The sequence below is a fragment of the Sutcliffiella deserti genome (assembly GCF_020037475.1).
Classification (GTDB): Bacteria; Bacillota; Bacilli; order Bacillales; family Bacillaceae_I; genus Sutcliffiella_A; species Sutcliffiella_A deserti.
Map to the genome: position 1 here is coordinate 14090 of NZ_JAIQDB010000010.1, position 14186 is coordinate 28275.

The window sequence follows — 14186 nt, forward strand, 5'->3', positions numbered from 1 at the left end:
TTTAAGTATACAATATTCTATGTAAGATTAGAAAATAATAGAAGAAAAAAGGAGTGTCATTGATGCCTTACATTACCGTTAAAATGCTTGAAGGTCGCACAGAAGAGCAAAAAAAAGCACTAGTAGAAAAGGTTACAACAGCAGTCAGTGAAACAACTGGTGCTTCGGAGGATAAAATTGTTGTCTTTATCGAGGAAATGACAAAGGGACACTATGCTGTTGGCGGAAAACGGTTGAGTGATCTTTCATAAGCATTAGAGGTTGGGACAAAACTAAAACCGCTAACAAAAATTTAAGTAACGACTTTAAATACCGCTAATGATTTCCGTGCAAGACTCCGCTTTCCGCGGGTAGCCCGTGAGCCTCCTCGGCTTTGCCTGCGGGGTCTCACATAAGCTACTCTTCCCGCAGGAGTCTCCGCCTTGCACTCCAATCAACCGCTAGAATAGTTTATAAACTATAAACGTCCATTTGAACAAAACCAATAAGAAACTCAAACATCCTTTTGAAGCCATAAGGATAGTTCGGATTTCCCTCTTTTTGTCCAGCCTCAATTATTTTCTCTCAGCCTCTCCTTCAGAACCGCTTTCTTTTCCTCCAATTTCACCAAGTCCAAGGGCTCAAATTGCGATTCTTGGATACTGCCAACCAGAAAATCATGCATGCTATTAATTTTTCTCCTAATCTTACTCTGACTTCCTTCCGCGATCAATATCAAGCATTCTAAGATCGCTAAGATAACCGAGATATCATTTTTTCCGTAAATTCTAATTTGGTAGAAGGCGGTATAGAGAATCTCTTCAAAGGTTCGCTGCCGAATTGCGATACGCTGCTGCTTTTCCTCGTCCAAGTAAAGTAGCGCATCAGAGTCGATCTCCCCAAAGCTGATTAGTAGCCGGCTCATATAACGTATACAATTGTTTGCGGTATTGGGATCATTTATCCCTGGAGAAATCGCCCGCAACGCAACTTCGGTTAGCTTTTGCAAGGCAAACTCTGCATCCTGCAAGGTCGTTCTTTCCTCTCCTATCTGCACATATGACGCAATGTCCAGTTCCTCTTTCTTTTCTTTTAAATAATAGATTTCTCCAATCACAGTTCGATCGGTAACAAAATCGCCTATCCGCTTCTTGAAGGAGATGAAAACGTTCAGTTTTTTTGCTTTTTTGGCAAGATTAGTTGTTTCAATGACTTGAATATATCCTGTATTATGTAAGGAAAAACTGACTTTCTCTGTATAGGAAAACGGTTCATTTTCAACAAATTGCAGCATGCCCTTGTCTGCATTTTGCTTCTTTTTCTCTACACTTTCCAAACCCTCTTCCATTAACCGTTCGATCAGCTGGCTCACTTGAATCGACCGTGATACATGATGGACGAAAAAGACAAAATACCCCACACAGATAATGGCCAAAATCACCCCTACACCAGAAGAAAGTACCCTTTCCCCTTCTAACCCATCCTTCATAAACAAAAGAGTCAGGACCGTATAAATGAATGATCCCACAAAAATTCCTAGAACCCGTAGCGTACTCTTTTCTGTCATAAAATCCTGTAGAGTCCGAGGAGAGAACTGGGAAGAATAGGTCGTAAGCACCACCATAATGGTAGAAAACGAAATGGTCGTCATTGTTAAGATCGCCGTCGCAATCGAACTAAGAATGGTCGCCCCCAAATCTACATTTGTGAACAAAATTCCAGGTAAGATTCCCTGGACCAGATTTGCAAAGACTGTATCTACTAAAATTACCATTGTTGTTAAAATAATACTTGCCAAGCTATACACACCTGGCACAAACCATATGCTCTGCCTTGCTTTCAACGTCCATTTAATCATGATAATCTCCTTGCTGCATCGTTTTATCTTTCTTATTCCCCAATCTAGCTACCAGTAAGCCGCTTCGTCTTCCTCTCGGGTAAAAAAAAAGCCAAGCCGAATTTCGGCCTAGCTCACTGACTGCGCTCGCAGCTTTTCAATGTATTCGTATGCTTCTTCTACTTCCTGCTCTGTGTAACGCTGCTTACTTTTTAAGGTGAATACTTTTTCCTTCACTTCATCTTTCGGAAGATTCTCGAAGAACAAAACGGTCGATACAAGTTCCAAAAAGCGGGAGCTCTGTTCATTCATAGCTGTCATGCATTCGTTCAGGTGAGGCATTTCCAATTCATAATGGTTCAGAAATTCCTCGCCTGTTTCCGTAAGAGAATAGCGGTACTGGGAGTATCCACCTTTGTTTTCTTTCAGCTCATTTAAAAAGCCTAGGTTGCAAAGCTCTTCCACCCTTAATGTTACTTCTTCGGAATATGGTCCATAGAAATGGAAATTGTATTTTTCATAGAATGGGTAATTTAGCTTTTTCGCTATGTACACCATCTTTTGCAGCTTTTTTCTCCCAATAACTTCCCCGGCAGTTGCAAATACTTTCATTAATTTCGCGTGATCAACTAACAAACCCTTCATCTCCTAACGTGTATCCATGGCCTAACTAAAATTTCTCTAAAATCTCGAGGATTTTCTTTTTTATCGTTCGTTTTGTCGTGAGGTCCTCTAGTATGTCTTTTGGAAAATAGAGTTTATGATCGGTTCTTCTTTTTCCCGAAATGGCTTCCACAATTTCTGATTGCCTGGACAGTTCTCTAACGTCGCCGTTCGGCATTAACAGATGGATTGGAAGTCGCTCTTCTTCTTCACCTGGGCGGTAAAAGTCGTACGGTAGATCAGAGGACGAATCGACAACCAGGTAATATTCTGGGTCAAGCCCTGCTTTTTTGAAAAGACCCATAAGCTCCAATAAATCCATCATCTGCTTGTTAGGATTAAATTCGACATACTTAAACAAATTCCTGTTCATAAATCGTCGACATAAGTCACTTAATATCGAATCTTCTTCTTCCTCCCATGCTTGGAAGTAGAACATAATTACCGATTCGTCTAACTTTATATAATCTTCCAATGCCAGCTTGTCCTCAAATAAAGAATAAAAGTGGATTGGTTTATGTTTAAATGTGTAGTTTTCTTGGCTGAGCTGTTTGGCACGATGAAGAATTTTCGTTAAAATTACTTCCGCACTTCTTGTCACAGGATGAAAATAAACCTGCCAATACATTTGATAGCGACTCATAATATAATCTTCTACCGCATGCATTCCGCTTGATTTAATTACCACCTGGTCCTCGCGCGGTCGCATTACACGCAATATCCTCTCCATGTCAAAGTTTCCATAGCTGACTCCAGTGAAATAAGCATCACGAAGCAAGTAATCCATCCTGTCTGCATCGATTTGACTAGAAATTAAGCTTACAACCAGCTTGTTTTTGTAAGTTTTCGCAATAACCTCTGCCACATGCTTCGGAAAATCCTTATGAACGCGCAAAAGGACTGCATTTACTTCTGTGTCTCCTAAGATAATGGCTTGTGTAAAGTCTTCATGGTCAAGATGAAATACCTTTTCAAAGGAATGAGAAAAAGGCCCATGTCCTAAATCATGAAGGAGTGCAGCACACAAACATAATAGCCTGTCTTCCGGGTTCCAGTCCGGTCGGCCTTCAAACCCATCATCAATAATGCGGCGCACAATTTCATACACTCCCAACGAGTGGTTAAGACGGCTATGTTCGGCCCCATGAAACGTCAAATAGGTTGTACCTAACTGACGAATTCGACGCAGGCGCTGAAACTCTCTCGTTCCGATCAAATCCCATACCACACGGTCACGAACATGGACATAGCGATGGACAGGATCTTTAAATACTTTTTCTTCACTTAGTTTTTGTTTTGCATAACTCATCAAATGACCTCATTTACGTGTGGCATGGTTACTACATTAATTAAGATAACACTATTATATCGTATTTTATTTACATGAAAAGGGGGATAATAACGGGTATTTGAGGTTCTATGTTCGTTTTACCCTATCATCATCCCTTCTACTCTTTTTTTCGCCATTCTCTTATTTTTAACCTAGATCCACACTACGTTAATTCCTCGTATAGTACCAGAAAATAAAAAATCACCTTTGTACAAATACGAAGGCAATTTTTTTATGGCTCGTTCGTAATTTTTGTTACGAAAAACCTATTTTTTTAGCTTAATTTTTATTTTATCAATCAATTCATCTTCTGTTGGTGCGGAAACCGGCCGGTTGTTCACAAAAGCAAACGACTTTTTTCTACCTGGTCCACAATATGATTGGCATCCTACATCTACCGTTGCTTCTTCGTCCACCTGATTCAGCTTGGGAATCAACGTTTTGATGTTGGTTGCTTGGCAATCATCGCATATACGGAATTCATTCGCCATGATCTTGTACAACCCTTTCTAGCTTTTAAATTCATTTATATAGGCTCTTTTCGTTAGGATTGTTGCTCTAAGCCCCGTAAAGAATCGGTATTTGGATTTTTTACTCAATGCGAAAACAGCCTTTATATATAGGAAGTTTCTTTGTGACCTTTTTTAATCGCAAATGATATTTTACATGTAAAAATACGACATTGCAAGCCGATTTCTAGAAGAATATGGGTCAAAGTCGCGACAGATAACAATCTAGTAATTATTTCTATTAATATGTATAAATATTTTTTTCTGGTCAAAAATAATAACAGAACTAAAGATATTAAGGGAGTTGGATATCCATGAAAGATCGTCAAGATGCCTGGTCTGAAGAGAATGATTTATTATTGGCGGAAACGGTGCTACGCCATGTAAGGGAAGGCAGTACACAGCTTAACGCATTTGAAGAGGTCGGTGACAAGTTGAACCGTACTTCTGCCGCTTGTGGTTTCCGCTGGAACGCAGTTGTCCGCCATGATTATGAAAAGGCACTACAATTAGCAAAAAAACAACGCAAACAAAGGCAGCGTGCATTAGGGCAGCCTACTAAGAAACTATTATACAACCCACCGGAATCCATTGTAGATGAAGACATTCCATATGTGCTCGAGCAGCAGAGGGAAGTCGAGATGCCTCCTGCAACAGAGGTAAAAACAGAACGCAGAGAAGAAGTGCAAGCGGAAGTAAAAGTTAATCAACCTTTGAAGCAGCCATCCTATTCTAATTTTACTGGTGCATTATCCATTGATCAGGTTATCGGTTTCTTACAAACCATGAAACATACAAACGTCCATACTAGCGCTCTACAACTTGAAAATGAGAGATTAGTAAAAGAAAATGCCGAGTTGAGCCGTAAAACTCAGGAGCTTGAGAAGCGAGTACAGAAGCTTCAGGATGAGCAGCTGACAGTTCAGGAAGATTATGAAACATTGATGAAAATCATGAACCGTGCAAGAAAGCTTGTACTGTTCGATGAGGATGACCGTGTGCCATCAAAATTCATGATGGACCGAAACGGGAATTTGGAGAAACTGGCGGAATAGATAGAGAAGGGGCCTAGTCCACAGCATGGTAAAGTGCTGAGGGCTGGGCCCCTTTTATATGGGAACTACATAAATTTCTCATTTCGCTCGATTATCCTTTGATGGTATTGGTGATAGAGCTCCGTTTCGGTTCCTTGGAGGGTGTTGGCGTAAAGGCTGCCGCTCCATTCTTTCAGGGAGGTTAGTAAGCGCAGCATGACATCTTGAACAGTCAATTGCAGGCCGGTCAGTTCCGTCAACGATGCCATCACACTTGGATCAATGGTCGGAAAGGCAAATTTGGTTTCTTCCCCTTGAAGCGCTCGCTTGTAAAATTCTTGTATAAGGGTTGCACGCTCAGAACCACTTTCGTTGATACAAAGGTATATTTGAACCGCTACACCTCCGCGAATTCTGCGTTGTGAAATTCCGGCGAATTTTTGATCATTTATGCTAAGGTCGTAGCTTCCTGGACAGTAGGAGCCGATAATTTCCTTTGCTTCTATCCTTGTTGTAATGTCATGAAACATATGCTTGGTCAATTCGTACATCGCATCATAGCCTCTGTTGATATCGATGGCTTTCTCTCCTTCAGGAAAAACAAGCGAAATGTTCAGTACTCCGCGATCAAGCACAACCGCCAATCCACCAGAGTTTCGGACAATGACCTGGTAGCCCTCTGCTTGTAGATAGCTGATACCATTTTGTAGATGCGGCAGTCTTGTGTCTTGGATGCCGAGAACAATCGTCTTGTCATGCACCCATGTACGGCAAACCGCTCCACTCTCCCCTTGCCCTACAGAAGTACATAAGGTATCGTCCATCGCAAAGGACTGAAGGGCTTGAAAATTTGTGCCTAATGAAGATTGATCGATAATTCGCCACTTTTCCTGCCTTAACAACTGCAGTGCTGGCGTATTCGTTGATTTACTCATGGTAACAAATACTCCTCTAACCATTCTAATATATTCCCTAGCATTATAATACAAGTGCAGAAGGAGGGAAAGGTCCCTTGTACTTTTGGGGCCAGTCCCCAGCAGGAATTTCTCTATAAACGTCGAATAAGCAGGTAGGTGCGCCGTTTTGAGCGGCTGCACTTCCCTGCTTTTTGTTGAGGTTTTATCACTTAGGCTCACGGGATTGGGAGCGGTGTCGGACTCGTTCGGGCCTTTGGTGTCCACGCGGCACCGTTTTTGTGGGCTCTGCACTTTGAGTACACCCGGCACCCGTTTTTGTGGCCTCCATGGTCTCATTTCGCACTTTGAGGCCACCCGGCCCCGCCTCCATGCTCTCATTCCATACTTTGTGTCCACGCGGCACCCGTTTTTCCCGCCTCCATGGTCTCATTCAATTCCTTTACTAATGCAAGACTCCCATTTTGTACTTCAGATTTAGTTAAGTGCTTGTCCAGCGGTAATTAGCGCCAGTTTGTACACGTCTTCTACGCTGCATCCGCGAGAAAGGTCATTTACCGGTTTGTTCAGGCCTTGCAAGATTGGTCCTACTGCTTCAAAGTTTCCGAGGCGTTGTGCAATTTTGTAGCCAATGTTTCCTGCTTCTAAGCTTGGAAATACGAATACGTTCGCATCGCCTTTGATGATGGAGCCTGGTGCTTTCTTTTCAGCAACAGATGGAACGAACGCTGCATCAAATTGAAACTCGCCGTCAATGATTAGCTCTGGTGAACGTTCTGCCGCTAAACGGGCTGCTTCCACTACACGCTCTGTTTCCGGTGACTTGGCTGATCCTTTAGTGGAGAAGCTTAGCATTGCTACTTTTGGCTCGATATTGAACATTTTCGCAGTTGCCGCACTTTCTACTGCAATTTCCGCTAGATCTGTGCTGTCTGGGGAAATATTGATGGCGCAATCAGCAAATACGTATTTCTCATCGTTGCGAACCATAATAAACACACCAGATGTTTTACGCACACCCTCTTTTGTTTTGATGATTTGCAATGCCGGGCGAACGGTGTCGGCTGTCGAGTGAACCGCTCCGCTTACTAAGCCTTGTGCACGGTTAACATGGACAAGCATGGTTCCAAAATAGTTTGGTGTCATCAGTATTTTACGTGCATCCTCTTCTGTTGCCTTGCCTTTACGACGTTCCACAAAGGAATCCACAAGCTCATCTAGATGCTCATAGGTCTTAGGATCATAAATTTCTACCCCATCCAACGTAAGCTTTAATTTCTCCGCAAGGTTAGTGATTTCCACTAAATCCCCTACCACAATCGGCTTTACCATATTTTCAGCGGCCAAACGCGCAACCGCAGTTAAGACACGCTCATCGGTTCCTTCTGGAAATACTATTTTCAAGTCTTTACCTACTATATTTTCTTTTAACGTTGTAAATAAATCACTCACACAAATCGCTCCTTTGTCACTTTAGAATCGCTTATAAAGATAAGGATACTTTAACAAATTGGAAAAGCAAACATTACCCTTTATTGACATCGCTTACAAGAAAAAGTCTTTATTTTCTAAAAAAAACACTCTATCTATGCCCTACTATTGTATCTACCACTCCCTTTCCTATTCATAAACCGGGTACATTTTGAGGTAATAAGGCGCTCGGTGCATGAAAAGAGCATGCCGCAACCAATACTATTGGAGATTATGTGAACACCCACACCACAAATAGCCTAAAAGCGTCCTATAATAAAGAAGATATGGGAAAACTGTGTTATAGTATGGATGAATACATAGTAGTAAAAATCGATTCTTTCTAAGGAGTGATTCTAATGAGTGAAGCAGCTCAAACATTAGATGGCTGGTATAGCCTGCATGATTTTCGATCGATTGATTGGTCCCTTTGGAAAACACTTTCAAGTGAAGAACGCCAAACGGCCATTAACGAGTTTTTAGGATTGATGGAGAAGTGGAACAAAACGCAAGCGGAGAAGAATGGAAGCCATGCTTTGTACACAATTGTTGGTCAAAAAGCAGACTTCATGATGATGATTCTTCGTCCAACACTTGAAGAACTTAACGATATTGAAAACGAATTTAATAAAACAACCCTTGCTCAGTACACCATTCCGGTACATTCCTATGTATCCATTGTGGAGCTTAGCAACTATCTGCCGGCTGGTGAGGATCCATATGAAAACCCTCAAATTCTAGCGAGACTCTATCCTGAATTACCAAAAGCGAAGCATGTATGTTTCTATCCAATGGACAAGCGCCGTATGGGAGAAGATAACTGGTACATGCTGCCGATGGAAGATCGCCGCCGCCTGATGCGCAGCCACGGAATGATCGGCCGTCAGTATGCAGGGAAAGTTAAGCAAGTAATCACCGGTTCTGTCGGATTTGATGATTACGAGTGGGGCGTCACTCTTTTTGCAGATGAAGCACTTCAATTCAAAAAGCTTGTATACGAAATGCGTTTTGATGAAGTAAGTGCCCGCTACGGTGAGTTCGGTACATTCTTTGTTGGAAACATTTTAGCGGAAGATAAAGTTTATTCATTCTTGCATGTGTAAAATAAAAATCGGTGGGACTCTTGATTGCAAGGGTCCTTTTTTTGTTGTCTAAAAGTTATGTCATCTAGAAGGATCCATCTTTATCTGCACCTACTCCCCTACTTTCTAAATCCACATCCTATCCTAAACATGCTAAAACCACTTGGCATATTCCACCCCCACCTTTCATACAATCAAGTAGTGTGAGTTATCTTTTTTATTTGCACCATTTTCGGCCCGCTCAATATGTTAATAGAGATACGCAAGAGGGCTTGAACCAGGTTCTTTTGTAATATTGAGGTGAGAAAATGGAGCCCGCTACTTTTTCCCTGGGGTTTTTCCGACCTGATGGACCGTGCCCGGCACAGTGGTACATTCAGCCAAATACAGGTCGTTATAAGGCGCATCGCTTCTTTTCACCAACAGAAGCTAATTGTGCTGATGTTTACAACACTTTTTTAAGTAGAGAAATCTATACTTACACGTTTTGAGGAGGGAATGGCACATGAGTCAACAGTTTAGTCAGGCAGCAGGTTACCCTTATGGAGCGGGGTATGGTGATCCTTACTCAGGTTTAAGTCGTGCTTATGGACAGCAAGGCGGCTATCCTTACGGTTATGGAGGATACGGCCAGCAACAACAACAAGTGTTAGGGCAATCAGGAGTACCTGGTTTTCCATCGCAGACTACCCAACAAGCTCCTGCTATACCAGGGATGCTGCCTTTAGAGCAGTCGTATATTGAAAACATTCTACGTCTGAACCGCGGAAAGCTTGCTACTGTTTACATGACATTTGAGAACAATCGTGAGTGGAATGCGAAGATTTTCAAAGGGATTATTGAGGCGGCAGGACGTGATCATTTGATCTTAAGTGATCCGCAAACAGGTAAACGTTATCTGCTCTTGATGGTTTACTTGGACTATATTACTTTTGATGAAGAACTGGATTATGAATACCCTTTTAGTGGGCAGGTACCTTTGAGCCAGTACCAGCCTCGTTGATTGGATAATTGATAGGGCTCTTTTAGATAGAGTTTATTAGTAAGGACGTTTGGTTTTTGGTTAAACACATTCTATTGTGAGGGGTTGGGGACCTTGCTTTTGAGTGTGTTTTTTTGTTTTTGTTTTTGTTAGGAAAGTAGGTTGGCGGTGTAACTCCCTGTTCCTTTTCGTTCCAGGTGATCGCTTTCCGCGGGGCGGTGCGGGAGCCTCCTCGGCTAAAGCCTGTGGGGTCTCCCGTCTACCGCTACCTCCCGCTGGAGTCGATCACCTTCCACTCCAATACACAGGGGGAAGCACTTAGATATAAGGTCATTTTTTCACCTTGACTATTGTGAGTAATTTTTATATTGAATTTGAATTCTAAGTTTTATATAGGTGAGACCTTTTAAAAGACCTTTAAAGACCACACATTGGACTTTTGGTTCCCAGTTGTGGATCGGAACGAAAGGCGAAGACTCCTGCGGGAGATAGTGCTTTGGGAAGACCCCGCAGGCGATTAGCCGAGGAGGCTTCCCAAGCACCCCGCGGACGCGAAGCCTTTCGTGCAGAGTAACAGCGGTCTATAGCCTACCCCTCCATCCTACAGATAAAGCATTTTTCACTAAAATTTTCAAAGAACACCCCTTGAACTTTTGGTTCCCAGCTGTGGATCGGAACGAAAGGCGGAGACTCCTGCGGGAGATAGTGCTTTGGGAAGACCCCGCAGGCGATTAGCCGAGGAGGCTTCCCAAGCGCCCCGCGGACGCGAAGCCTTTCGTGGAGAGGAACAGCGGTCTACAGCCGAACCCTCCATCCTACAGATAAAGCATTTTTCACTAAAATTTTCAAAGAACACCCATTGAACTTTTGGTTCCCAGCTGTGGATCGGAACGAAAGGCGGAGACTCCTGCGGGAGATAGTGCTTTGGGAAGACCCCGCAGGCGATTAGCCGAGGAGGCTTCCCAAGCGCCCCGCGGACGCGAAGCCTTTCGTGGAGAGGAACAGCGGTCTACAGCCGAACCCTCCATCCTACAGATAAAGCATTTTTCACTAAAATTTTCAAAGAACACCCATTGAACTTTTGGTTCCCAGCTGTGGATCGGAACGAAAGGCGGAGACTCCTGCGGGAGATAGTGCTTTGGGAAGACCCCGCAGGCGTTTAGCCGAGGAGGCTTCCCAAGCGCCCCGCGGACGCGAAGCCTTTCGTGGAGAGGAACAGCGGTCTACAGCCGAACCCTCCATCCTACAGATAAAGCATTTTTCACTAAAATTTTCAAAGAACACCCATTGAACTTTTGGTTCCCAGCTGTGGATCGGAACGAAAGGCGGAGACTCCTGCGGGAGATAGTGCTTTGGGAAGACCCCGCAGGCGATTAGCCGAGGAGGCTTCCCAAGCGCCCCGCGGACGCGAAGCCTTTCGTGGAGAGGAACAGCGGTCTACAGCCGAACCCTCCATCCACCAGATAGAGCATTTTCCCTAAAAGGTGAAGACTCCTCCCCGCGATCGGAAAGCCAAACATTACCTTATCCCTTAAAAGCAGCCACAATAAGCAGGACCCACCCCAACAAAAAGGCTACTCCCCCAAGTGGAGTAATCGCCCCTAATACTTTTATCCCAGATAGGGTAAGGATGTATAAACTGCCTGAAAATAAAATAATGCCGACAAACATGGACCAGCCTGCTGTCGTTAAAAGTCCTGAACTACCCAAGCGGTCGATCATGAAGGCAATGACAAAAAGGCCGCCTGCATGGAACATCTGATAAGTGACCCCTGTTTTCCAGATTTCCAGCATTCTTTCTGATACTCTTCCTTCTAGGCCATGGGCACCGAATGCGCCTAGTGCGACTGCCAAAAAGGCATGAATGGCGCCAAGTATGATAAATAGATTCATTTTTGTTCCACCTTTCCTATCTTCTCTAATTAGTTTAAGCTTACTATTATGTATAGCATAAATATCCGTATGTTAGGGGGCTTCTTTATGAATTATATAGTACAACCTCTCGGAGACCAAGCCGTTCGCATGGAGATGGAGGATTCTTCCCCACCCATTCGCTCTATTTGCGCCTTTTTAACCTCACATCCCCTAAAAGGCGTGGTTGATATTGTTGGAGGGCTGAGCAGCGTCACTATTTTTTACGAATATCCTGCAACGAATTTTTATAGTTTAAAGGAACATCTTGCTGCTTTGCTCGAAAACTTCCCGGAAGATAATGTTGCGGCATTTACTAATACTCGAACGGTTTATCTTCCTACCTTGTACGATGGTCCAGATTTATCCCAACTGTCATCCACACATAATATGACGGAAGAAACTATTATCCGCCTTCACACAGGTGGCACATATGAGGTGACGATGCTAGGTTTTTTACCAGGTTTTCCTTACTTAACGGGATTGCCGGAGTCATTGGAAACTCCAAGGCTTAGCACTCCAAGAGGGAAAGTGGAAGCTGGTTCTGTTGGAATTGGCGGCAACCAAACGGGGGTCTATCCTATTGCATCTCCAGGTGGCTGGAATCTTATCGGGCGTACACCAATTCCCCTATTTTCTCCAGGTGAAAAGGAGCCATTCTTGCTTCAGGCTGGCGATACTGTTCGGTTTCAGGCTATCAGCGAAAAGGAATATAACGAATGGCTGGAAAAAGTACAGCAACAGACGGATTGGAAAAAGGAAGTGATTGATTGTCATGAAGAAAATTGATTTAAATTGTGATTTAGGGGAGAGCTTCGGTTCCTTTGTGATGGGAAATGACGAACTGATTCTTCCCTATGTTACCTCTGTTAATATTGCCTGTGGCTTTCATGCAGGTGATCCACATGTCATGAGTAAAACGGTAAGATTAGCAAAAGAGCAGAAGGTTGCGGTCGGGGCCCATCCTGGATTTCAAGATCTCCAAGGCTTTGGAAGAAGAAGCATGCCGCTTACTCCTGATGAAGTATATGATGTGATCCTTTACCAAATTGGCGCCATGTCAGCCTTTTGCCGGGCACACGGTACCGAGCTTCATCATGTAAAACCGCATGGAGCACTCTATAATATGGCGGCATCAGACTTTAATCTTGCACAAGCAATCGCTAAAGCAGTGAAAGCTTTTAACCCTTCGCTTCTCTTATTTGGCCTATCGGGCAGCGAGCTGATTCGCGCAGGAAGAGAAGCAGGACTTTCTACCGCGTCCGAGGTCTTTGCCGATCGAACCTACCAGGCGGACGGGACACTCACACCTAGGAGTCATCCAGGTGCACTCATCCATGATGCAACAGTGGCGGTACAGCAGGTGCTAGATATGGTGGAGCATGGCTCAGTTAAGTCCCTCACAGGGGAAAGTGTCGAACTTGAAGTCGATACCATCTGCCTTCATGGTGACAATGAACATGCCATCCTTTTTGCTCAACAACTACATGATCACCTATTAGAAAAAGGAGTGCACATTAGGCAGGTGGGCTCATTATGACGGTTCCGTTGTTTAAAGTGGAGAAGACCGGGCTGCTCACTTCTTTTCAGGATCTTGGTCGAAATAAACATCAATCAAAAGGCGTGGTCTCTTCAGGTGCCATGGACACGACTGCCTGTCAGGTCGCGAACCTGCTTGTAGGAAACTCAAATGATGAAGCATGTATTGAAGTGGCAGTGCAAGGTCCATCCTTAACCGTGCTTGCCGAGACAGCCACCATAGCCATCTGCGGAGCTTCTCTTTCTCCTATGATTAATGGGGACGAAGTGGAGATGTGGAAAACGCTTCAGGTAAAAGAAGGGGATCAATTGCAATTTGGCGCACAAAAGGAAGGTGTTTATGCATATGTCGCGACTAGAGGCGGTTATGCCATAGCATCTCCTTTAGGTAGCAAGGCTTATTACGGGAAAGCCTCACTTGGGACCCCCATTTTAAAAGGAGATGTTATTTCTACTAGTTCCGAGTTTACTTCTCTTCCTTCTCGAGGAATTCGCCATTCCTTCCATTATCCTAAAGAAGGTACCATTCGCGTCATCCTCGGCCCACATGAGAAGCATTTTTCAGCGGAAGATCTCGACCGTTTCTTCTCCCAGCCCTATCAGGTGAGGCAGGGAGATCGAATGGGCTATCGGCTTCACGGAGAAGCACCTCTAGGAGCTGGCGCTAGGAATGGAATTGCCTCTGATGCCATTCCACTTGGAGGTATCCAGGTGCCTGAGGATGGGCAGCCAATTGTCCTGTTGGCAGACAGACAAACGACGGGCGGATATCGGCGTATTGGTACGATTATCACGGCAGATATCGCCAAATTAGTTCAAATTCCAGCTGGTGGTACCGTTCATTTTGAACAAACTACATTGGAGGAGGCTTACGCCGCTATAGCTGAACAGCAGCGCTTTATCAAACATCTCTCTATTTTTGCCCAAAATTAAACG

At 43.9% G+C, this 14186-nt stretch carries 14 protein-coding genes; 7 read left to right on the top strand and 7 right to left on the bottom strand.

All coding sequences use genetic code 11. The features are described from left to right. The first annotated feature begins 62 nt into the window (after positions 1–62). Entirely contained in the window at positions 63–251 is a 189-nt protein-coding gene (locus tag K9B36_RS14325) for a 2-hydroxymuconate tautomerase (protein WP_223702975.1), read from the top strand. A 299-nt stretch (positions 252–550) separates the two neighbouring features. Here K9B36_RS14325 and K9B36_RS14330 read toward each other — a convergent pair whose 3' ends face one another. The 4 genes from K9B36_RS14330 to K9B36_RS14345 all read right to left on the bottom strand — a co-directional run bounded on the left by K9B36_RS14330 (position 551) and on the right by K9B36_RS14345 (position 4300). Further along, the gene (locus tag K9B36_RS14330) at positions 551–1837 is read right to left on the bottom strand and encodes a DUF2254 domain-containing protein (protein ID WP_223702977.1); all 1287 of its coding nucleotides are present in this window, start codon (positions 1835–1837) and stop codon (positions 551–553) included. A 108-nt stretch (positions 1838–1945) separates the two neighbouring features. Continuing rightward, positions 1946–2452: a YwgA family protein gene (locus K9B36_RS14335; protein WP_223702979.1), complete on the bottom strand. Its 507-nt coding sequence runs from the start codon at positions 2450–2452 to the stop codon at positions 1946–1948. A 34-nt stretch (positions 2453–2486) separates the two neighbouring features. After that, on the bottom strand, positions 2487–3788 hold the full coding sequence (locus tag K9B36_RS14340) for an HD domain-containing protein (RefSeq protein WP_223702981.1): 1302 nt from the start codon (positions 3786–3788) through the stop codon (positions 2487–2489). Between the two features lie 287 nt (positions 3789–4075). Next, a complete protein-coding gene (locus K9B36_RS14345) occupies positions 4076–4300 on the bottom strand; it encodes a DUF1450 domain-containing protein (RefSeq protein WP_223702983.1) in 225 nt (74 codons plus the stop codon). A gap of 332 nt (positions 4301–4632) precedes the next feature. Here K9B36_RS14345 and K9B36_RS14350 point away from each other — a divergent pair, with 332 nt between their 5' ends. After that, positions 4633–5373 (top strand): RsfA family transcriptional regulator, encoded by a 741-nt coding sequence (locus K9B36_RS14350; protein WP_223702985.1) that lies wholly within the window; start codon positions 4633–4635, stop codon positions 5371–5373. A 65-nt stretch (positions 5374–5438) separates the two neighbouring features. On the opposite strand, the gene K9B36_RS14355 is transcribed toward K9B36_RS14350, so the two are convergent. Beyond that, a complete protein-coding gene (locus K9B36_RS14355; protein WP_223702986.1) occupies positions 5439–6287 on the bottom strand; it encodes a lipoate--protein ligase family protein in 849 nt (282 codons plus the stop codon). Between the two features lie 456 nt (positions 6288–6743). Then, positions 6744–7718: a phosphate acetyltransferase gene (gene pta, locus K9B36_RS14360; RefSeq protein WP_223702988.1), complete on the bottom strand. Its 975-nt coding sequence runs from the start codon at positions 7716–7718 to the stop codon at positions 6744–6746. 377 nt (positions 7719–8095) lie between these two features. Here pta and hemQ point away from each other — a divergent pair, with 377 nt between their 5' ends. Together hemQ and gerQ are read left to right on the top strand one after the other, a co-directional pair. Further along, positions 8096–8839, top strand: a complete 744-nt coding sequence (gene hemQ, locus K9B36_RS14365; protein ID WP_223702991.1) for a hydrogen peroxide-dependent heme synthase — start codon at positions 8096–8098, stop codon at positions 8837–8839. A gap of 484 nt (positions 8840–9323) precedes the next feature. Further along, entirely contained in the window at positions 9324–9821 is a 498-nt protein-coding gene (gene gerQ, locus K9B36_RS14375) for a spore coat protein GerQ (RefSeq protein ID WP_223702993.1), read from the top strand. Between the two features lie 1503 nt (positions 9822–11324). Here gerQ and K9B36_RS14380 read toward each other — a convergent pair. Next, positions 11325–11693: a DUF423 domain-containing protein gene (locus K9B36_RS14380; protein WP_223702995.1), complete on the bottom strand. Its 369-nt coding sequence runs from the start codon at positions 11691–11693 to the stop codon at positions 11325–11327. 87 nt (positions 11694–11780) lie between these two features. Between K9B36_RS14380 and pxpB the strand changes: the two genes are divergently transcribed. From pxpB to K9B36_RS14395, 3 genes are read left to right on the top strand one after another with little or no spacing between them, the layout of a single operon-like run. Next, entirely contained in the window at positions 11781–12500 is a 720-nt protein-coding gene (gene pxpB / locus K9B36_RS14385) for a 5-oxoprolinase subunit PxpB (RefSeq protein WP_223702997.1), read from the top strand. Further along, on the top strand, positions 12487–13251 hold the full coding sequence (locus K9B36_RS14390; protein WP_223702999.1) for a 5-oxoprolinase subunit PxpA: 765 nt from the start codon (positions 12487–12489) through the stop codon (positions 13249–13251). The genes pxpB and K9B36_RS14390 overlap by 14 nt, the downstream gene beginning before the upstream one ends. Next, the gene (locus K9B36_RS14395) at positions 13248–14183 is read left to right on the top strand and encodes a 5-oxoprolinase subunit C family protein (protein ID WP_223703001.1); all 936 of its coding nucleotides are present in this window, start codon (positions 13248–13250) and stop codon (positions 14181–14183) included. The genes K9B36_RS14390 and K9B36_RS14395 overlap by 4 nt, the downstream gene beginning before the upstream one ends. Positions 14184–14186 lie beyond the last annotated feature (3 nt).